Raw genomic sequence first — 21,903 nt, forward strand, 5'->3', positions numbered from 1 at the left:
CAGCAATGCAACTCAGCAAAAAAAAGCTTATAGCGGTAAAAAAGAAGATTTAAATTGTTAATTCAATAAATTAAGTTTTGAATATTTTATCAGTTATAATAATAGTTAATTAAAGAGAATATATTTTGTATTCTCTTTTTTTATTTAAAATTTAATGAATTTCCCATTGTCTGATCAATCTCAGGAAAGATGAAACATCCAATATTTTTCCTTAAATTCGCATAAAAATTTTAAACTAATGAACTACGATATTATTGTCATCGGAAGTGGTCCTGGTGGATATGTTACAGCGATTAGAGCATCACAATTGGGTTTCAAAACAGCAATTATCGAGAAGGAAAATTTAGGAGGTATCTGCCTGAACTGGGGTTGTATTCCTACTAAAGCTTTATTAAAGTCTGCTCAGGTTTTCCATTATATCAATCATGCGGAGGATTATGGTTTGAATAAAGTGGAAGGTAGTTTTGAATTTCCTAATGTAATTCAGAGAAGCCGTGGTGTAGCCAATAAAATGAGCAAAGGGATTGAGTTCCTGATGAAGAAAAATAAAATTGACGTCATTCTTGGTACGGCTAAAGTTTTAAAAGATAAAAAAGTATCTGTAACGGATCAGGAAGGTAAAGTAACCGAATATTCAGGCAGTCATATTATTATAGCTACTGGAGCACGTTCAAGAGAATTGCCTAACTTACCTCAGGATGGTAAAAAGGTGATTGGTTACAGACAGGCTCTTAATCTGCCTGAACAACCGAAATCTATGATTGTAGTAGGTTCCGGAGCTATCGGAGTAGAATTTGCTGATTTCTATAATACAATGGGTACTAAAGTAACGGTTGTAGAATTTATGCCGAATATCGTTCCTGTGGAAGATGAGGAAGTATCCAAACATTTGGAGAAATCCCTGAAGAAAAGCGGAATAGAAATTATGACCAATGCCTCTGTAGAAAGTGTAGATACAAGTGGAGAAGGCGTTAAAGCGAATGTAAAAACAGCTAAAGGAAATATCACCCTTGAAGCGGATATTCTTCTTTCAGCAGTAGGTATTGCTGCCAATATTGAAAATATCGGTCTTGAAGAAGTGGGAATCCAGACGGATAAAGGAAGAGTGCTGGTAAACGAATGGTATGAAACTTCCGTTCCGGGTTATTATGCAATTGGAGATCTCATTCCTACCCAGGCGTTAGCACACGTGGCTTCTGCAGAAGGAATTACATGTGTAGAAAAAATCAAAGGACTGCACGTTGAAAAAATAGACTACGGAAATATTCCGGGATGTACTTATTGCCACCCTGAAGTAGCTTCTGTAGGTCTTACTGAAAAGCAGGCCAAAGAAAAAGGTTATGATATCAAAGTAGGTAAATTCCCTCTTTCAGCAAGTGGTAAAGCAACTGCAAACGGAAATACGGATGGTTTCGTAAAAGTAATTTTCGATGCGAAATATGGAGAATGGTTAGGATGTCACATGATCGGTGAAGGTGTAACGGATATGGTAGCAGAAGCTGTTGTAGCCAGAAAACTGGAAACAACAGGTCATGAGATCATTAAATCTATCCACCCGCACCCGACTATTTCGGAAGCGATTATGGAAGCTGCCGCTGCTGCATATGGCGAAGTGATTCATATCTAAAAAAGAACAAAAAATCTATCAATAAAAAAGCTGCAGATCATCTGTAGCTTTTTTTGGTGAAAAGATAATTTAGCTTGATGATAGATTGTCAGATAGATAATTAATAAAAAAATAAACAGAAAATTCATCTCGTTTTCTTACATTTAATCTATGAATTCTGAAAAAGTAGGATTAGTTTTATCAGGAGGGGGCACTAAGGGCATAGCTCATGCCGGAGTTTTAAAATTTTTGAAAGAAAATAATATTGATGCAGATGTATTGTCATGCTGCAGCGCCGGTTCTATTGTAGGATGTTTATATGCCATAGGAAAATCTCCTGAAGAGATCCTGAGGTTTTTTACTTCGGTTTATTTCTTCAACTGGAAACATTTTACCTTTAATCAGCCCGGATTGGTGTCGTCTGTTATCTTTAAGAATTATTTGACACCCATATTTAAAGATATGAGATTGAGAGATCTGGATAAAGAGGTGAAAATTGTAGCTACGGAGCTGGTTTCAGGTACTCAGAGGATATTTGATGACAGCTTTAAAGTGACGGATGCCATTATCGCTTCCTGTTCCATTCCGGGAATTACCACCCCTTATATCGTCAATGGAGAAATGTATTGCGATGGGGGAGTTCTGAATAATTTTCCGGCTGATATCATCAGAGAGAATTGTGATCAGCTGATTGGGGTATTTGTGTCGCCGCCTCATGATACGAATATCAAGGATTTGAAGTCCATTAAAGCTATTGTTTCCCGTTCTTATGATCTTTTATCTTACAGGGTGGAAAGGGTAAAATTTGATTATTGTGACTGGTTTATTTCTTCTCAGGATTTATCCAATTACGGTGCTTTTGAGAGAAAGAAATACCGTATGGAAGAAATCTTTGGAATAGGATATAAGGCTGCAAAGGAAAGTTTTGCAGAAAGCAGGTTTTTTACAGAATTAAAAAATTAACTGGGGAGGGAAGCTGCCGTGTAGCTTGCAAAAGCTTCCTCAAGGCTTTCATATTTGCCTTTAAATTCTTCAATAGGGCAGTCCTGTAAGATATTCCCTTTATGAATTAGAATTACGCGGGAACAAAGCGCTTCTACCTCCTGCATAATATGAGTGGAAAGCAATACGGTTTTTTCTTTTCCGATCTCTTTAACCACATTCCTGATCTCTATGATCTGATTAGGATCCAGTCCATTTGTAGGCTCATCCAGAATCAGTAAATCAGGCTCATGGATAATAGCCTGGGCTAATCCCACTCTTTGCTTATACCCTTTGGATAGCTGACCTATTTTTTTTGATTTTTCGGGGGTAAGTCCTACCAGTTCGATGACATGATCTATCTTATTCGCGGAGATCTGATGAATATGAGCTACGAACTCCAAATATTCCTTGACGTACATTTCCAGGTATAACGGATTATTTTCAGGGAGAAAGCCGATATTTTTTTTAGTTTCGATTTCATTCTCCGTTATGTTTTTACCATTAAAGATAATTTCACCTTCATCTATTTTCAGAGAACCGACAATTGATTTCATTAAGGTTGATTTTCCGGCCCCGTTTGGACCCAGAAGACCAATGATCTCATTTTTGTCAATACTGATATTGATCGCATTGAGAGCGATCTGCTCACCAAATTTTTTGGTTAAATTAGTTATCTGAAGGGACATATTCTGTACAGTCTTTTTGCAAAAATAAAATAAAAAACTCATTCCGGTAGAATGAGCTCACTTATATTTTTTATATACGGTTATTTTCTTGCTTTGCTGCTTTTTGTGGTAGACTTGTAAGTAGTAGCTGGCTTTGAATTATACTGCTGGGGTGCTACGGATGCACCTTGGTACAGACTCGATTTTCCGGTAGATTTTCCGAAAATCTTATCTACCTGCTTTCTCGTCAGATACTGTGATTTCCCTACATATTTCCTGTTTTTATTGATATACTGAATAAACTGAACAGTAGGCTGTCCATAGTTCTTTTCATAGTGAAGCTCAATAATATCGTTAGGAAGTTCAAGGGTTACGTTGGAAGCTGGCATAGTGGTGAAACCGCTTATAATTATGCTATACAGTCCGTCTACATCATTATTCTGATTCTCGAACGAAAAAGACCTTATCGTATTCAAATTACTGGTATTGAGATCCTGATAATTGAAAGTGAATTTGTCTTCTTTTTTATATAAACCTACAGAATTATCTTTACCAATTTCCACCAAAGTCTCGTTTTTCAACACTTTAATTTGTGAGAAAACCGAAATACCAAACATGCAGGTAAGGAGTAGAATTATTTTTCTCATTTGACTGAATTTAATGTTTTATAATTGGTGTACCTAAAATTACTAATAAAAATGATATAAAACACATTTTTATTCTTTCAAGCAAAAGTAATATTTTTTTTTAATATCTTTTTTTTAAACAACCCGTCTGTTATGCAATGCATTCCAGTGTAATATCTTTATTAAACCTTTTTATAATGAGGGATTAAGTGTGTCGGTAAGAGCCCTTTTATCTTAAACACTTGTAGTTTAAATATCGGGTATTTAACACTTAACTGTTTCATAAACAGGTAATAATTAGATTTTTAGGCGAAAAATTAATTGATGATTTTGAATCAATATTAAATTATTGACTCTATATTCTTAAATGCCGGTATCGGGAAATTGAAACTTCATTTTGAAAGGTGAAAGTCTCCTGAACAGGCAATCACAGGGAATAAATTTTTTTATCATATGCTTTTAAATTAAGTTTAGAACAGCAAAGATAAGTAAATGCTTGCAGAGATGAAGAAGGTATGAGATTTCTCAGTTTTTAATAGAAAAAGCAAAAGAATTGATTTTCCTGTGACGATATGACGGGGATCATAATTCAGCCCGTTGAAAAGGTTTATTTTTAAACTTCAAATTGAGCTTTACCCCTGTGAGAAAGGGAAAGCTTCAATAAATAAAGAACCAAATTCCAAATATTAAAATATATGTATATGAAAAAATCAATTTTAGCCTTATGGGCGCTGGCTGCTATGACTGCCTGTAAAAAAAGTGAAACTACGACTATGGAGCAGACCGTTGACAGTACAACTGTGATTACCAATGTAGATTCCGGAAGTGTAATGACGGATTCGGCTGCGGCGTCAGGAGCGGTTACGGATACGGTAAACGCTCTTAGTAACCAGGATAAAAAATTTGCTGATGCGGCAGCCAGGGGAGGAATGATGGAAGTGATGATGGGAAAACTCGCTTCCGGAAACGCAACTCAAGCTGCTGTAAAAACATTAGGCGAAATGATGGTTAAGGATCATACTAAAGCTAATGATGAACTTAAAAAGTGGGCTTCGTCTGCAGGATATACTTTACCAACAGATCTTGATGCTGATAAGCAGAAAAAATATGATGATCTGAAAGCTAAAAAAGGAGTGGAATTTGACCGTATGTATGCCGATTTGATGGTAAGTGATCACAAAAAGGATATAGACGAGTTTAAAGAACAGGCATCCGATGGGAAAAATGAAGCTCTCAGAAATTTTGCCCGTACTACAATTCCAACATTGGAACATCATTTGGCAGAAGCTGAAAAAACAAAAAAAACATTGAAATAAAACATAGTAGAAAACTAAGGTGGGGAATACCTTGTTTCTTGGCACTCAAACATTTTTGTTTGGGTGTTTTTTTTATGCCTGGTAGTAATATTTATGTATCAATTTGAATTTTTATGATATACGTTATAAAAAAACAAATAGCTTCCTCTTTACCTTTGGAGTATTCTATTCAATTTTGCACTTATTCTTCTTGCCGGGGATCAGGATCGGTGTGGATTATTAATGCTAATGGAATTGGGAGTACGAATACGGAAACCATAAAAAAAGGATTTCCCATTTATGCGGAAAATTTTAAAGTACATAATTAACAGACTGTTGTAAAATTTATTTTGATAACAATGTATTTGAAGGAGCAAGAGGTAAGGAGGAATAAAAAGAGGAAACCAATTTTGGTTTCCTCTTTTTATAGCGTAGGAATGCTTTACATCGCTTTACTGTTAAGAGCAGTATCCGCAACTTTTGATAGAAGCTGATCGCATTTTTTTTCTTCTTCCAACGTACTCAAAAGATTTTTAAGACAATCTTCTTCTTTCAATACTTTGGCAAATGCAGCTAAAGTTCCATAAGTTGCAATTTCATAATGTTCCACTTTTTGTGCTGCTGCAATAATCCCAGCATCTCTTACCGCTCCCGCTTCTGTTTCTTCCATAATGCTTTTGCCTTCATCCAGTAATCCCTGCATGGCATCACATTTTTTTGCCTGTGCTTTTTTACCTAATGCATTAAAACATGCTTCCAGTCTTTCCACGTGGCTTTCTGTTTCTTTAATGTGCTTATCGATAGCATTTTTAAGTTTTTCGTCACTCGCATTTTTCATCATTTTCGGTAACGCTTTCAGTAATGCTTTTTCTGCCCAGTAGATATCCTTTAATGAATCTTCAAAAAGATCCTTCAGTTCTTTAGCGGCATTTTTTTTGGCGGGTGTCTTAGCTGTTGTTTTTGAAGCTGTTTTTGATGTTGTTTTCCGAACAGGTGACTTCTTCGTAACTGTTTTAGTTTCCATAATGAATATAATTTAAGTGTTTGGTTGGTAATGACTCTACAACTATAAGGCCATTCTTAGTGAAAATGGGATTTCTATGTATAAAAATTTATCCATAAGCGTATTATTTGATTATAAAATAATCTATTTATAATTATTGTTGTGAAAATTTTAATTGATATAACGCCTGGCTTGATTCGGAGACCTGAAGAACAATCTTTAAAAATGAGAATTACATAAGCATTAAATTTGACTTTTAGCGTGTCTGCCTATTCAGTCTTATAAAAAACAGATGATTTAAACAGCTTTCATGACTCCAAACTTATACAACCTGGAGAACGGGAAATGAAAAGAAATAAGGAGCTTACGTCAGTGAGATAAGTTGTAAAATTACTTGAGAAGATACCAGATTAACGCACCAATTCCGGCATAAGCAGTGACGGTAATAATATCTGCTATGGGTTGTGAAAAACGTTTTTCTGCTATTTTTTCACCATTGATCTGGTTCTTGTGGAATTTCAGAATTTTATCAGGATTACGGACCGGATGTGCTACAAGGCTGTCACCTTCCCATCGGTCCACTATTATTTTATAACTTCCGCGATCCGTCTTAATCTTAACATTTTTACCCTGGGAAAGCTCCTGCTGAACATTAATAGGAGCGGGTGCTGGTTGTACATTCGGGTTTTGGGATTCTCCTGCTGTGCCTTTCTTAAGTGTGGAGTTATTTACGGGAGCTGCGCCCTTTTTAGATTCTTGCTTATTGTCGGCCACCGGATCCACCCGTTTTTTTACCTGGTAAGTATAGCAACCGGTAAGAGAAAATGATAAAATAATAAGATAAAGATTCTTTCGCATGAGCCAAATTTAACAATTAAACGGAATATTTGGTATTTTCTTTTGAAAGATCCTATTAAAAAATTCCTGAAGAGCATAACTTTGCTACTTGTATCATTGTGAGAAAAACAGTCTCTTACTTTGAAATCATCAGAAATAATCCTTTTAATATGCTCTAAAATAAGGGACTTTGCGGAGGGCAGTCCGATTTGCATTGAATATGAAGGAAAATTTTTACGGTTTGGCTTAATTATTTTAAAATCTTCAATTACAGTCTGAGGCTCTCTTTAAGGCAGCCTCCTTTATTTATATTAAATCAGGAAATAAATTGTTTAAAAATAGCGGGTAATGAGCTATATTAATCTGTATTCATGAATCACCCTCCCAGCATCCGCGAAACAATTCCTTTCTTACTGCCTAGCTCAGCAATGGCAATTCCTAACAAATGGATCACAATAAAAATTGGAAATACATATAAAGCCCATTTGTGAACGGTTTCCATAGGTTTCTTTAAAGAACCGTCTCCCCATTTTAAGTAAAAACCGGTAATGACAAAAACAGCGATAAAAATATAAAATACTATATATATCAAGCCCTGTAACCGTTCTTTAGTGGGAATGCCTTTTTGGAAAGGATTAGGAAATCTGATCCCTTTTAATATCATATAGATGATCCTTATTCCGAATACAACCAATATTCCGTAAGCTGCCCATTCATGCCAATGCCACATAGGAGAAAGAATAGTTTTGGCTATGCTTAATTTTTGTTCCTGGGTAACTACGTCGGGTGCATGTTGTTCAATGGCACTCAGAATGGTTCTTTTTCCCATCCATTTCATTCTTAAAAAGCCGGTGATGAACAATACGGTCATCAATACAGCAATCAGCCAATGCAATATCCGGTGTATTGCAGTGAAGGTTTTTTGGTCTTCTGTTTTCATAATTTAGAAATGTGCTAAGAAATGAAAGGTATGTATCTGTTAATTAAGAAGATGTATTTTTTTAATAAAGGATATTTCACCTTTCTTAGCTGATTCTAAATTACAACTTATAAAGATTTTTGAATATGAAATTTATCATGATTATTAATTATTATTAAATTTATAATAATTCTATATAGGAAGGGTTGAGACTGTGCTTAAAGTCTTGTTCTATGGATGGGAAATACCTGTATTTATTCGCTAAGTAGACTGCTTATCATATATTGAGGACAATGATTTTAAATCAGTTTATTTACTCTTGATTTGTTGCCATGCGCGGCGGAATGTGAATTTTTTCTCTTTTGAAGTTAAATATCCCATGTATAAAGCAATCAGTGCAATAGATAACCGGGCTACCGTGATAGGCATTGCAGAGTCAGATTCTAACAGGCTGACCGCTCCGGAAAGAAGAAAGGTCAACATCAGCTGTAAGAAACCGAATAAAGCTGCAGCAATACCTTTACCTTCCTTAAATGGAGCAAGGGCGCCGGCCGTTGTTATGGGGAATAATATACCGATAGAAAAAATTGAAAGATACAGACTAATAATTTCAGAAACCACATTCCAGTGATAGAACGCTGCAATAGTATGCGTAAGACAGGCAATAAACAATAGAGATACTGCATAAAAAAGTAGTTTCCTGTCATTCACTCTCTTTAAAAATTTAGGTGTTAAATAGGCAGCAATAATCAATGCCACAGAATTAAGTGCGAAAATAAGACTGAATGCCGTCGTTGAAAAATGATGGATTTCCATAAACAGAAAAGGAGATCCCGAAATATAAATAATCAATGATGCAAAAGCGATGCTGCCTATAATTGCATTTTGGACAAAGTCTTTATTCCTGAAAATATTTTTGATCTGAATATATAACGTATGTTCTTCTATAACTGAATTTTGACTGTGGGGTCTTTTATTGGTTTCAGGAATCCAACCGATGGTCATCATCAAAGTAAGAGCACCTAAAAGGGTTAAAAAAGCAAATGAACTCTCCCAGCCCCAAAGGTTTAAAAATAAGCTTCCCAACAATGGCGCTACAATAGGAGCAATACCGCTAATCTGAGACTGACTTGAAAATATTTTGATAGCCTTTTCCTTATCGTAGAGATCGGCCACGATAGCTCTTCCCACCACAATACCTGCACTTCCCCCGAATGCCTGGATAAAACGCATTATCCACAATACATAATAGTTGGTGGTGAATATAATGGTGAAAGCGGCTATAATAAATATAAGTATTCCAGCATACAGCGCAGGCTTTCTTCCCTTCTTATCGGATAATGGACCCCAAAACAATTGGCCAATAGCAAATCCTGCAAAAAATACGGAAATGGAAACCTGTATATTGCCGATGTCCGTATTAAATATCTTCGCCATACTGGGAAATGCCGGCAGGTAAAGATCAATACTGAGAGATTCAAGGGTATTGAGGAGAGCCAGTATAATGACGATGATGCTGAATTTTTTCATAGGAAGCTATGGGGATGTTGATTAATCCTGCAAAATTCGTCTGAAAATGAATTGGATTCAATGGCAAAAATGAATAATCAATGGTACAAACTGAATATTGAATATAAATTTATTTGATGTTTTGGTTACTTTGGGACTTAAAGTCTTCAGGCCGCATTCCTGTTTGGGTTTTGAAAAAACGCGAAAAATAAGATGTATCGTTGAACCCCAGCATATAAGCTATTTCTTTGACACTTCGGGCACCAAATGAGAGTTCTCTCTTCGCTTCTAAAATCAAACGCTGGGAGATCAGTTTCTTCACCGTCAGGCCCAAAAGTTTTCTTACCGTATAATTAAGATGATGTACGGTAATATTCAATGCATCAGCATAAAAATCCGATTCCCTTTGACTGATATAGAACCGGTCAATTAACGTATGAAGTTTTTCGAGTCTTAGATGGTCGGTGCTTTGAGCGGATTTAAAATGAGTCTCATCAGCAATAATTATCAGGAGTGCTTTAAGGTAAGCTTTTAAGAGATCAATACGCCCGCTGTCCCTATATTCTTTAGCAATCAGCTGGATAAGGGCTGAGCAGTCTTCCAGACTCCTGCCGGAAAGTACAAACGGCCTGATCTGATGACTAAGCAATTTCCCGTTTTCTATAGTGCTTCCAAAAAGCTCTTTGCTGACAGCAAGAACATGTCCGCGTTCTCCCTTCAGCTTCATATCAAACACCTGCCCGGGTAATATAAGGTATACCTGATTTTTTTCGAGCTTAAAGCATTCGAAGTCCAAATAGAGTAGACTTTCGGGAAGTACCTGCTCAAACCAGATGATCTCATAAAAGTTGTGCCGGTGAACGTCATCAAAATTTTCTGGGTGACCATTATCCAGCGTGGCATACTGAAATTTTTCAGATGTCAATTGGTGTAGCGGAATTTCCCCGGATTTTTTCATTATGAACAAAATTACATTATTTACTATACTGGTTTAAAGATTATTTCAGTTGGCGCATAGTTCATTTCAGCTGCAAATTAATCAGCTTCGGTAAATATAAAGGTTAATGCTTGTTATTAACTTCATTTCTTTGTATTTTAATAAATATTAATGAACAGAATATTATGAAAAAGTCTTTTTTTGATTCCAAAAAAAAACAAGTAGGGTTCACTCTTGCAGGGATTGGCCTCATTGCTTTGGTACTCATATCGGCCTTTGCATGGGCTGCGGGTCTTATAGGGAAACGTGTTACCACACAAACATTTTTAAAAGATACACCTGATTCATTTCCGGCAGGGTACCGCCGTGCTCATGGTAAAGGTATCTGTTTTGAAGGAACTTTTCATGCATCGGGTAATGCCAAAGATCTATCCATTGCACAGGTATTTACACAGAAAGATGTTCCTGCGATCGGCAGATTCTCTTTGGGAACGGGCAATCCCCATGCACCGGACAACTCCAGCCGTACCGTAAGTATGGCCTTGATGCTGACCTCTGATGATGGGGAACAGTGGCGGATGAAATTGAATAATAAACCTTTTTTCGGTACTCGCGATGCCGTAGGTTTTTTAAAGCAGAAAGAAGCTTTTAAAGAAGATCCTGCCACCGGAAAACCCAATCCGGCAAAGGTAGAAGCTTTTCTTAAAGAATATCCGGAAGCTAAAAAATCTATAGAGTGGGATGCTAAGGCACCGTGGACAAAAAGTTTTGCAGGAGCGGAATATTACGTCATCAATGCCTTTCTGCTGGTTGACTCGCAAGGGAAAAAGCACCCTGTTCGTTGGTCCATGCGTCCCCATGCTCCATTTATTTCGATGAGTGCTGAGGAACGTGAAAAAGCGAGTCCCAACTATCTTTTCGATGAGCTGAAAAAACGACTGGAAAAAGAACCGTTGTATTGGGATCTGGTATTAACAATAGCTGAGCCTGGAGATCCTGTCAATGATCCGTCACAAGTCTGGCCTGCAGACCGCAAACAAATTATAGCAGGGACTTTAAAAGTCACCCGTGTTTTTGACCAGACTGAGGGAGGTTGTAGAGATATTAATTTCGACCCCACACTTGTTCCAAAAGGTATTGCACTGTCTGACGATCCCGTTTTAGTAGCCAGAGCAGGTATATATTCCCATTCATATAATGCCAGGGTAAGAGAGATCGGTTATGGCAAGGCCACCGATGCAGTAGGAAAACCTAAAAATGAAAAACCACAAAATAAATAATTATGGATGATAAAACCCCAAAACAAGCACCTCCTGCATCTTTCAACAGGACCGCTCGGATTCTCCATTGGCTGATGGCTGTAATGATATTGACGATGTTGTTCATCGGAGTAGGAATGATGACCTCATTAACATGGAGGCCGAGACTGCTGAGTCTGCATATCCCTTTAGGAATAGCGATCCTCCTGCTGGTTATAGTGCGTTTGGTCAACCGTTTTATGAATCCTGTTCCACAACTTCCGGATAGCATGCCGACCTGGCAGAAACATATGGCTGATGCACTGCATTGGGTATTTTATGGAATGATGGTGGCACTCCCATTGACCGGCTGGGCGCAATTGTCTGCGGGCGGCTTTCCGGTAAGGCTGTATCCGGGGCTTCATCTTCCCGCTATTTTGGAGCAAAATCCCGTTTCCTATGCCTGGCTGCATGATGCACATAGGGTAATGGCGTGGCTGCTTTTCTTTATGGTGGTTGGCCATCTTTCCATAGCTTTGATCCATGGATTTATATACCGGGACCACATTCTGCAATCGATGACATGGTATAGGAAACAAAATGTTGAATCCGAAGAAATCCATTCCGATCAATAAATCTTATCATAATTAAAAATACTTTTGAAGGATAAGCCTTTTGTATATTTAAATTCTCAAATTTGCAATAAGCTGTCAAAGGATTTTTTACAGTACAAAAAAGTCATTTTTATGCAAGACCAATCTTATGAGGGAAGAACAAAGTACATTTTTAAATAATAGATGGAAACGAATACTGATTGTGTGTTTTGCATTTTTAATGATGTATTTGATTTCCTATATCATTGATCCGTTCACACCTTACAGGAGGAATTATTTTGACAGAAACTGGACGAAAATAGCACGTGATCTGTCCGTGTCCTTTATCTTTTGTTTTACGGTATCGGAAGCAAGCATTCTGATAGGAAGCAGGCTTAACCGGCGGCTCCCCTGGACCAATAATCCGGGAAAGCGTTTTACTGCTGAGATATTTCTAAACCTTTTTGTGATCCTTTTGGTACAGCTGCTCATCAACCTGTTCAGTTCCCGGATGAACGGAAAGCCTCTCACCTTTGGATTTGGTCCGGGAGGATCTGTAGAAGAAGCCAGGGGAATGATCCAATGGCTTGTTGTAAGTACCATCATTGCATTATCCATCGTAGGCATTCATACAGGAAATTATCTCATATCCAACTGGAAAAATGCGGCTTTAGAGGCTTCAGAGCTCAATCAAGTTGCCATGGAAGCGGAATTGCAGTCCCTGAAACTCCAGATAGATTCACATTTTGTATTCAATAACCTGAGCGTATTATCTGAATTGATCCTTAAAGACCAGATGTTGGGCTATGAATATGCTGAGAACTTTTCACGTATATACCGGTATCTTCTCGTAAACTCGAAAAAAGATATCATTACGCTGGAACAGGAACTTAAATTTCTGGAGTCCTACAGGTTTCTCATAGAACACCGTTTCTCGAATGGGGTTTTGTTTCATATCGATGTGGATGAATCATCAAAAAGTCTCTACATGCCGCCTCTTACCCTGCAATTGCTTGTTGAAAATGCTTTAAAACATAATAAAACGAGCAGAAAAGAACCTCTGATTGTCCGGATCAGTACCCATGATGCCCAAACATTGACGGTTGAAAACAATATGCTGCCCATTACCAAAACACTGGACTCCTTTGGTATAGGATTAAGCAATATAAAACGCAGGTATCAGCTGCTGTCGGATCAGCCGGTAGAGATTAATAAAACCGATAAATATTTTAAAGTAACAATACCCCTTCTAAGCTATGATGACAAGCAGGATTTTAATTATTGAAGATGAGATTCCCAATGCTGAAAGATTGGTACGTCTGCTTGGTGAAATACGACCAGACGCAGAGATAGTAGGCGTCATTGAAAGTGTAGCGGAAAGTGTTCAGTGGTTTAATGAAAACCCGGAGCCGGATGTTGTTATGATGGATATAAGGCTGTCTGATGGATTAAGTTTTGAAATTTTTGAAAAAACAGAAGTCCAGTGTCCTGTTATCTTTACGACAGCCTATGATGAATATGCGGTCAAAGCATTCAGATATAACAGTGTGTATTATCTCCTGAAACCTATCGAACAGGATGAACTGCATACTGCCATAGAAAAGCTGGAAGCCAAAACGATTGTCAATATTGATCGTAGATTAATAGATAGCCTTTTAAATTCTCTGGAGCCCAAAGGTTACAGAAACCGTTTTCTGCTCTCTTACAGAGATGCTTATAAAACTCTTTTGGTGAATGATATCCTGTATTTCTACTCAGAGTTTAAACTTACTAAAGCAAAACTGTTGAATGGTGAGGAAGAGGTAATTCCACAAACCTTGGAAGAACTGGAACAGCAGCTGGACCCTAAATTATTTTTCAGAGCCAACAGGCAGTATATTATCCATATCGATTCCGTCCGAAAGGTAAGCAATTACTTTAAAGGTAAACTGAAACTGGAGCTGATAAAAAGTGATGACGCGATTATAATCAGTCGTGAAAAATCTGCCCAGTTTAAGAACTGGATCGGTTATTAACGCTGAGGTATTGGATTTTAGGACTTTTAGGTATAAATAAACAGTAAGGAAAATTTTAAGGTAAAGGCTGTAAGTAGGTGTAAGATAAAAGTTAATCATCATTATTTTATAGGTTGTGTTCATCTGAATTTAAAATTCGAAACAAATTTTGCATTTTTGTCAGATGAAAACATTTAATGATTTAACCGACTATAATAAATATTTAAACCTTACCGGACCTTTGCACCCATTGATGGACAGCAGGGTTTGCAAACAGGCTATTCCTAATTTTCCCCAGTCGAGTGATGAGATACAGGTTAATCTCTTCAAAATTTCCCTAAAGAAAAACTTCACTGGCGATATCAATTATGGTAATAATAAATATTATACTGAAAATGGATTGATGCTCTTCAGCGAACCGGGGCAGGTGGTTTCCTGGGACAGTCTTACCTTTTGGGATGGCTATGCATTTGTTTTTCATCCCGATTTGATCAAACAAAATCCCATTGCGGCTAAAATTAATCATTATAAATATTTCAGTTATGAGATCAATGATGCCCTTTTTATGACGGCGGATGAAGAAGAAACTATCACCTGGCTTTTTACTAAAATCCATATGGAACTTCTTGAAAATAAATCCAGGGCAAACATTAACGTCATCTTATCTTTGTTAAATGCTGTTCTTTCGTATGCCGATGTTTTTTATGAAAGACAATTTAAAGAAAAAGCTACAAAAGCTGTTTCCGTTAGCTCTAAGGTTAAAAGTTTATTACAAAATCATTATAAAGATTTTTCAAAACCGGTTCAGAATGTCCCTACTGTATCTTCAATCGCTGAAGAGCTCAATCTCTCATCCAATTACCTTACCGATCTTATACGGGCAGAAACGGGGAAAAGTACAAGCATTTATATTCGGGAATTTATTGTTGAACAGGCAGAAATTCTTCTGCACCAGACTGATTTGAATATCAGTGATGTCGCCTATCAGTTGGGCTTCTCGAATGTTCCTTATTTTTCAAGGTTTTTCAAAAAAGTAAAAGGTGTTTCGCCAACTGAAATCCGCAATCAGAGAATAGTGTAAGAGATTCCTTGATTTGTGTTAAAGGAAAAGGCGCTGCTCATCTAACTTTGAACTTCCAATAACAAGCCCTGGACTATGAACTCTTTTTTGAAGATTCATCTGTTTCTCAATAATTAAAATATGGTAATTACATACAATTTTACACTAATGAATTTATCTTATTATTATGACTCTGTCATTCTGAATGTAACGAAGTGAAATGAAGAATCTAAGCCATATTATGAGATTCTTCCTTCGTCAGAAGGACAGTAGTGTAAAATTGTATATAGGCACTTAAAATATAAATAACATAAACACAATAGCATTATGATTTTTTCAATAAACAAAGTAAACGAAAACTACTGGAAGGTAACAATAGATAATCCTCCGGTAAATATTTTTGATCCTGAATTTTCCGTACAATTAAGAGAATTAATGAGCGAACTGGAAGCTAATGAAAACTTAAAGGTAGTGGTTGTTGAAAGTGCAAATCCGGATTTCTATGTAGCCCACGCAGAATTAATAAATATTTTTGAATTTCCTAAAGGGACGGGAGAAACAGGCTTATCTATTTCCTGGCCGGATGTTGCAAAACGTCTTGAGCAGGCTCCATTTGTAAGCATTGCATCTATCAGAGGTAGAGCAAGGGGGCTTGGAAGCGAGTTTATCCAGGCTTTTGATATGCGTTTTGCAAGTAAGGAAAAAGCTTTTTTTGCACAGCCTGAAATAGGGATTGGTTCATTCCCCGGAGGAGGAGGATTAGAAAGATTACACCTTCTGACGGGCAAGGCTAGAGCATTGGAAATTATCCTGAGTGGTGACGATTATGATGCGGAAACAGCAGCAGCATACGGTTGGATTAACAGGGCTTTTCCAGATAATGAACTAGACGGATTTGTCGAAAATCTGGCGAACAGGATTGCTTCTTTTGATAAGAAAATTATTACGACGATTAAATCCATTATGAATGAAAGGGTAATTATTCCAAAAAATGAGCATATTATGGAAACCCAGACCCGATTTTTTGCTTCTCTTACAGAACCTGAAGCCAGAGGTAGAATCAAAGCATTGCTGGATCAGGGATTACAGACGTATGGTGATGTGGAATTAAATTTAGGTAAATACCTGTAATAGGATGCATGGGATTTGGAACATTAAATTGTAAGAAATTTATATCTTTTACATTTATCAACCGGACTTATTATTAAAAATAAAAAATGGCGCCACTTATAAGTGGCGCCATTGGCTTTAAGGATCGGTTAAATTTTATTTATGTACCTTTTTGGACCTAAAAAAGTTTTTAACATGCTCAAAAATATAAAGCTTAGAACAACTTTGAATGGTGGAATTATCATTCCAAGTTTTATTTTTATCATCGGTATTTGTTTAATATCGGTAGTTTATCCTACAGATTCACAGTTAATTCTTAACGAGGTCAAAAATTTTATTTTTGTCAATTTAAATTGGGTTTACGTTTGGGCCGTCACATTGTTTGTGATGTTTCTTGTGTTTTTAATGTTCAGTAAATTTGGCAACATCAGACTTGGAAGAAACGACAGTAAGCCGACATACTCTTTCTTTTCGTGGATTTCAATGCTCTTCGCTGCGGGTATGGGTATCGGGTTGATGTATTTCAGTGTTGCCGAACCCATGCAACACTATTCAAATGAGGTTTTTACTGCACAGTCTTCTGTAGAACGGGCAAAAAACGCACAATTGTATACTTTTTTTCATTGGGGAATCCATGCGTGGGCAATATATGGTCTTGTAGGGCTGTCGTTGGCTTATTTTGCTTACCGCTACAGGTTACCTCTTTCGCTCAGAAGTTGCTTTTATCCTTTACTTAAAGATAAAGTAAAGGGTAGATGGGGAAATGCTGTTGATATTTTTGCTCTTTGCAGTACTTTTTTTGGAATTACTACCACGCTGGGCTTTGGAGTGATGCAAATCAATTCAGGACTTGAAGTATTAAACATTTTACCGGAAAGCAGTTTTAAATATCAGATCATGATTGTTTTGATTTTGGTTTCATGTTCGGTAGTGTCCGCTGTGAGCGGGGTTGATAAAGGGGTGAGAATTCTGAGCAACATTAATATTATTACCGTTATTATACTTCTCTTGTTTGTACTTGTTTGTGGACCTACAATTTACCTTATCGGAAGTTTCACAGAAGGTATCGGCAATTATATTACGAATTTCTTCAGCTTAACATTTAATACCCATGTTTACGATGTAAATACGCAACAGTGGTTTTATGACTGGACTATTTTATATTGGGCATGGTGGATTTCATGGTCTCCGTTTGTAGGTCTTTTTATTGCAAGGATTTCTAAAGGAAGAACCATTAGAGAATTTATTGCCGCAGTGCTTTTAATCCCTACATTGTTCAATTTTATATGGATGTCGGTCTTTGGAAATTCCGCTATTTGGTTTGATATGAATGTGGCGGATGGTTTATTAAGCAGATTATCATCTAATCCTGATGCATTGATGTTTAGGTTTTTTGAATATATGCCTTTAACAACGGTGACCAATTTTCTTACCATTTTTATCATCATCATCTTTTTTGTGACATCAGCAGATTCCGGAATACTGGTGATGAATAATATTGCAACGAAAAACGCTAAGGTTTCGCCAAAATGGCAAACTGTAGGATGGGGTGTTTTACTGGCTGCTCTTGCATTAATATTGCTGAAAGCAGGTGGTTTACCGGCCTTGCAGAATATGACTCTCATCACAGCACTGCCTTTTTCTGTGATTATGATTCTCTTTATGGTCAGTTTAATGAAAGCTTTAGTGATCGATCAGAAATATTATGAAAGAGATTTTTCTACTACTACCGTTCCCTGGTCAGGTACTTACTGGAAAGAAAGGCTTCATCAAATCGTATCTTTTCAGGATCAGAAATCAGTACACGTATTTCTGAATACGACAGTTAAAGATGCGTTTGAAGAACTTAAGCTGGAATTTTCTACATTCAATATTGAAGTTAAAATAAATGTAAGTACAGAACCAGAAGCCCTTGAAATTGAGATCAAACATGATGTCGTGAATAATTTTATGTATGGGGTAAGAAGCGAATCGAAAATGGTTTCTGCGTATCTTCTTGAAGAGGACAATCTTCCGGATCTGCATGATAAAATGATTTATTTTCCAGCATCTTATTTTGGAGATAGCAGGGAAGGGTATGATGTGCAGCTGTTTACAAAGAATGAACTTATATCCGACGTTCTGAAGCATTACAGCCGCTTTATTGAAATTATTTCTGAAGAAAAAAATGAGCTTTTCATCAGTAGTAATGCTAACTATAGATTTAAGTAAGATATTGGTTTTAATTTGTTTAGAGGTAAGAGGTTCTGAGTTTATATTTTAAATTAGTGTAGTGTTATAATTGTGGTATTAGTTTTTGGTAATTTCATATTGTAAAAAATTGGCCAGAACTCCGGAAGGTGTTTTTACATTTTTATTAAGAATTTTGGTATTGGCGAAAACAATGAAATTATCTTTTGCTCTGGAGACTGCCACATTTAGCATATTAGGTTTATTATCCCTGTCGAAAAATAACGTACCTTTATCCTCATCTCCATATACCATTGAAAATAAAACAATAGCTCGTTCTGCTCCCTGAAGTGCATGAACAGTTCCTATTTTAAGATCATCAACTTTAAATCCTGCATTTTTTAATGTATTTTTTAAAAGGTGTTTTTGTCCTGTGAAAGGGGTAATAATTCCAACAGCCTTTTCTATCTGTCCATATTTTTTTTCAATTGAAATTCGGTTCTTTGTTAACCACTCTACAATTTCTTTTGCCTCATTTTGATTGAATCTGCTTCCATTGTTATTTTTTGTAGATTGCCCTTCAACATGTATACAGTACATTGGTGCAAATAGAAGATCTGCTGAAGCTTTTCCTCTTAGTGGAACTAACTGACCATCATAAGCTAAAGCATTACAATAATTAATAATTTCATCATAACATCTTCTGTGTTCAGTAAGTAGAACTCCCTTTTCATGAAGTTCTTTCTCTTTAAATCCAGAAGCATTCTGAGACATTTTCATAATACTTCCTGTAGAGGAAAGAAATCCTTTTTGGTCAAATTCTTTTTCATAGATAGTATCATCATAATCTTTAATAATCTGACATTTTTTAAGATTTCCAATATCAATTTTATTTGTAATATTCCAAACGGGCTCAATTTGCTTAACATCTCCCACAACAACAGCTTGTTTTGCCAAGGCAAAAGTTGCAATTCCAACTTCAGGTGAAACCTGTCCGGCTTCGTCAACAATAAGCAGATCAATAAAATCTAAAAGTGGGGGAGTATCATATAGGTTTTTACCGTCTTCTGCTTTTTTAAAGAATTTATAAAAGCTAAAGAATTTAGGTGCCATAAAGAAAGTACTTACAAAACATGGGGTAAGCATAGCGTGTCTCTGCCATCTCATCATCATCGGATCTTTACCTTTTCCATCAAAATTAGATTCATAGAGACTGCTTTCTAGTTCTATGAGATATCGGGCTTCCCAGTAATGTAGGGCCAACTGAAATGCTTTATGTCGCAACGTTATATCCAATTCATCATAGAAACAGTTGGCAGGAATTTTCTCACTAATCTTTGTTAACTCAAAATCCCAGTATTCTTCTTCTGAAGATGGTGGGTTACCATTTATTTGATTATCTTTTTTCCAAACTTTCCATTTTTCTACAGTATTAACTATTCTTTTAGCAAGGCTTATTTTGAAGTCAATTTTATGCAGAATATCGGCTTTTTTAAAAACAAAATCATCAGTAATTACAATCAAAGAATCTCTAAGAATGATTTTAACCTCACTCGCTCTGTTTTTTAAAGCTGATTTAAACCCTAAAAAACAAAATATTTTTCTAAAAAAAGATTCTTCTTTAAAATATGAAATTATTTGTCGTTCAATTAGATTTAAATTCTGAATGTCGGTAATTAATACAGATTCATTCAAAATGCCCTCCTTATAATAGCGATCAGAAGATGAAGATAAATACTCAGATGTAAATTCTTTTTCAGATATTAAATAATCTTTCCATAGTGTACCTGCTTTTTTTAAGCTTTCTTCAATAAGAATAATCTCATTTCGAAGATTTTGTGTTGCATTACTAAGAGTAAGAATAGGTTTATTAAAATAGGTTTTACCTTTTTCTAGGAAATATTCCTTAGCTCTACTAAGATATTCTTGATTTTCAATTTTTCCGAAGATGCCGCTTCCACTCAATTTTTTATAATTTGTTCCTTTTAGCTCTTCTTCACTTTTAAGAGTAGAAGGTAAATAAGTAGCATAACCATCAATATCAGGAAGCCATCTGCCTTGTAATTTTCCTTCTCTTGTATTAGAGCGGGAAAAGCTATCAATTATATTCGTGACAGCTTGATTGTTGGTAGAACAAGCAAGTATGATAGGAGCTTTTTTCCCTTCTAAAGCAGTTGCTACAACTTTGGTAGCCACAATACTTTGAAGTAAAGTTGTTTTACCGGTTCCTGGAGGTCCATTTACGGCAAAAACTTTGTCATTAGTGCTCAAAAGAGTATTTAAGCTTTTTCTCTGAGATATTGAGATAGGGAAATCAAATCCCATCTGTCCTAAATGAAGTTCATTAAAATTGATGTGGTCATTAACAGAAACAGGGAGCTTCTGATTGTTATTTTTTAACGTGATTAATGATTCTAAAAGAGGTGGAATCTTTTTGCTTTTAAGAATTTTTTCGTACAGCTGGATAATACCTTCAGCAGCATTAATGTCTTCCTGAGGAAGTAATATCAGACCATTATACACTGTCTCGTATCCCTCTGTATGATATTCATATAGTTTTTGATGAATAGCTTTTTCAAATACATTGATTACATTGGATATATATTCTGAATATCTGGTATAGCTTTCTCTTCCCAATGTCGTTGCATGATCGACATCTTCTACACTGCTAAATATAAACTCATTTTTTTCATCAGCTAAAGGTTCCAGATATTTTCTCTGAAATAGTGGAAAAGTCTCTTCAGAGATGGATAGCTTACCATTCCTATCAAGAACTGCAGAAAACCAAAACGGGAATTTTGGTTTTTTATCTTTAAGATGAACTAAATGTTCCGGAAGAGGTTTAAGTTTAAATGGAGCTATAAGTATAGGAGCGTAGTCAATATGAATCCACTCGTCGTTTTCTTTGCTTTTTATCCCTTTTTTATCATTAATCTTTTTTTCCTCAAAGTCTATTAGTGCGTTAACCTTTTCAATTTCACCAATAAACTGATTTTCGATTTTGAAATTTTCGATTTCAAAATATTCTGATTTATCAATGTCAATATCTGTATTTAAGGAGTCTGACAAATTTTTTTTCCAATAGGTCAACCATTTATGATGTTCCTGATTCATGTGTATTTGGTGATTATTATTTTAAAAAGCATTCAGATATTCTTCCAAATGCTTTAGATTATCATATATTTTTTTCATGATTTATATAGCTAGGAGTTCTTTTGAGTATATTATAATATATGGAATCACGAAATTCAGTAATTTCATTTTCTATATAGTAAAACTGGTAAAAATATCCTTTAATAGAATCTGTTGCAATTCTTTTTGTCATTACGGCTTTTAGTTTATTCAAATATACAAAACT

At 36.0% G+C, this 21,903-nt stretch carries 18 protein-coding genes; 10 read left to right on the plus strand and 8 right to left on the minus strand.

Annotated features, from left to right (window positions below):
• Nucleotides 1–238: 238 nt before the first annotated feature.
• Nucleotides 239–1,627: a dihydrolipoyl dehydrogenase gene (lpdA, locus tag ABJ974_RS05875; RefSeq protein WP_419870457.1), complete on the plus strand. Its 1,389-nt coding sequence runs from the start codon at nt 239–241 to the stop codon at nt 1,625–1,627.
• Between the two features lie 150 nt (nt 1,628–1,777).
• Nucleotides 1,778–2,569 carry a patatin-like phospholipase family protein gene (locus ABJ974_RS05880; protein WP_419870458.1) on the plus strand — a complete coding sequence of 264 codons (792 nt, stop codon included), beginning with the start codon at nt 1,778–1,780 and terminating at the stop codon, nt 2,567–2,569.
• On the opposite strand, the gene ABJ974_RS05885 is transcribed toward ABJ974_RS05880, so the two are convergent.
• Nucleotides 2,566–3,276 (minus strand): ABC transporter ATP-binding protein, encoded by a 711-nt coding sequence (locus ABJ974_RS05885; protein WP_419870459.1) that lies wholly within the window; start codon nt 3,274–3,276, stop codon nt 2,566–2,568. The two genes, ABJ974_RS05880 and ABJ974_RS05885, sit on opposite strands and share 4 nt — an antisense overlap.
• Nucleotides 3,277–3,356: 80 nt before the next feature.
• Nucleotides 3,357–3,902 (minus strand): hypothetical protein, encoded by a 546-nt coding sequence (locus tag ABJ974_RS05890; RefSeq protein ID WP_419870460.1) that lies wholly within the window; start codon nt 3,900–3,902, stop codon nt 3,357–3,359.
• A 680-nt stretch (nt 3,903–4,582) separates the two neighbouring features.
• Here ABJ974_RS05890 and ABJ974_RS05895 point away from each other — a divergent pair.
• Nucleotides 4,583–5,197 (plus strand): DUF4142 domain-containing protein, encoded by a 615-nt coding sequence (locus ABJ974_RS05895; protein ID WP_419870461.1) that lies wholly within the window; start codon nt 4,583–4,585, stop codon nt 5,195–5,197.
• A 421-nt stretch (nt 5,198–5,618) separates the two neighbouring features.
• Here the strand turns inward: ABJ974_RS05895 and ABJ974_RS05900 are convergent, their stop codons facing one another.
• The 5 genes from ABJ974_RS05900 to ABJ974_RS05920 all read right to left on the minus strand — a co-directional run bounded on the left by ABJ974_RS05900 (nt 5,619) and on the right by ABJ974_RS05920 (nt 10,402).
• Complete coding sequence (locus ABJ974_RS05900) at nt 5,619–6,200, minus strand: YciE/YciF ferroxidase family protein (protein ID WP_419870462.1); 582 nt, start codon at nt 6,198–6,200, stop codon at nt 5,619–5,621.
• A 369-nt stretch (nt 6,201–6,569) separates the two neighbouring features.
• On the minus strand, nt 6,570–7,037 hold the full coding sequence (locus ABJ974_RS05905) for a hypothetical protein (protein ID WP_419870463.1): 468 nt from the start codon (nt 7,035–7,037) through the stop codon (nt 6,570–6,572).
• Nucleotides 7,038–7,392: 355 nt separating this feature from the next.
• A complete protein-coding gene (locus ABJ974_RS05910; protein ID WP_419870464.1) occupies nt 7,393–7,956 on the minus strand; it encodes a cytochrome b/b6 domain-containing protein in 564 nt (187 codons plus the stop codon).
• A 288-nt stretch (nt 7,957–8,244) separates the two neighbouring features.
• A complete protein-coding gene (locus ABJ974_RS05915; RefSeq protein WP_419870465.1) occupies nt 8,245–9,465 on the minus strand; it encodes a multidrug effflux MFS transporter in 1,221 nt (406 codons plus the stop codon).
• Between the two features lie 109 nt (nt 9,466–9,574).
• Nucleotides 9,575–10,402 carry an AraC family transcriptional regulator gene (locus ABJ974_RS05920; RefSeq protein ID WP_419870466.1) on the minus strand — a complete coding sequence of 276 codons (828 nt, stop codon included), beginning with the start codon at nt 10,400–10,402 and terminating at the stop codon, nt 9,575–9,577.
• Between the two features lie 164 nt (nt 10,403–10,566).
• Here ABJ974_RS05920 and ABJ974_RS05925 point away from each other — a divergent pair, with 164 nt between their 5' ends.
• The 7 genes from ABJ974_RS05925 (at nt 10,567) to ABJ974_RS05955 (ending at nt 18,587) form a co-directional block, all read left to right on the plus strand.
• Nucleotides 10,567–11,661 carry a catalase family peroxidase gene (locus tag ABJ974_RS05925; protein WP_419870467.1) on the plus strand — a complete coding sequence of 365 codons (1,095 nt, stop codon included), beginning with the start codon at nt 10,567–10,569 and terminating at the stop codon, nt 11,659–11,661.
• Between the two features lie 95 nt (nt 11,662–11,756).
• Nucleotides 11,757–12,254, plus strand: a complete 498-nt coding sequence (locus ABJ974_RS05930) for a cytochrome b (RefSeq protein ID WP_419870468.1) — start codon at nt 11,757–11,759, stop codon at nt 12,252–12,254.
• A gap of 208 nt (nt 12,255–12,462) precedes the next feature.
• Nucleotides 12,463–13,497: a sensor histidine kinase gene (locus tag ABJ974_RS05935; RefSeq protein ID WP_419870469.1), complete on the plus strand. Its 1,035-nt coding sequence runs from the start codon at nt 12,463–12,465 to the stop codon at nt 13,495–13,497.
• Nucleotides 13,469–14,227, plus strand: a complete 759-nt coding sequence (locus ABJ974_RS05940) for a LytR/AlgR family response regulator transcription factor (protein ID WP_419870470.1) — start codon at nt 13,469–13,471, stop codon at nt 14,225–14,227. The genes ABJ974_RS05935 and ABJ974_RS05940 overlap by 29 nt, the downstream gene beginning before the upstream one ends.
• Before the next feature lie 163 nt (nt 14,228–14,390).
• A complete protein-coding gene (locus ABJ974_RS05945; protein WP_419870471.1) occupies nt 14,391–15,287 on the plus strand; it encodes a helix-turn-helix domain-containing protein in 897 nt (298 codons plus the stop codon).
• Between the two features lie 306 nt (nt 15,288–15,593).
• The gene (locus ABJ974_RS05950; RefSeq protein WP_419870472.1) at nt 15,594–16,397 is read left to right on the plus strand and encodes an enoyl-CoA hydratase/isomerase family protein; all 804 of its coding nucleotides are present in this window, start codon (nt 15,594–15,596) and stop codon (nt 16,395–16,397) included.
• A 174-nt stretch (nt 16,398–16,571) separates the two neighbouring features.
• A complete protein-coding gene (locus tag ABJ974_RS05955; protein ID WP_419870473.1) occupies nt 16,572–18,587 on the plus strand; it encodes a BCCT family transporter in 2,016 nt (671 codons plus the stop codon).
• Between the two features lie 78 nt (nt 18,588–18,665).
• Here ABJ974_RS05955 and ABJ974_RS05960 read toward each other — a convergent pair whose 3' ends face one another.
• Nucleotides 18,666–21,614, minus strand: coding sequence for a DEAD/DEAH box helicase (locus ABJ974_RS05960; protein WP_419870474.1), 2,949 nt, complete (start codon nt 21,612–21,614; stop codon nt 18,666–18,668).
• Nucleotides 21,615–21,903 lie beyond the last annotated feature (289 nt).

Source organism: Chryseobacterium sp. CT-SW4 (genome assembly GCF_048572715.1).
Taxonomy (GTDB): Bacteria; Bacteroidota; Bacteroidia; order Flavobacteriales; family Weeksellaceae; genus Chryseobacterium.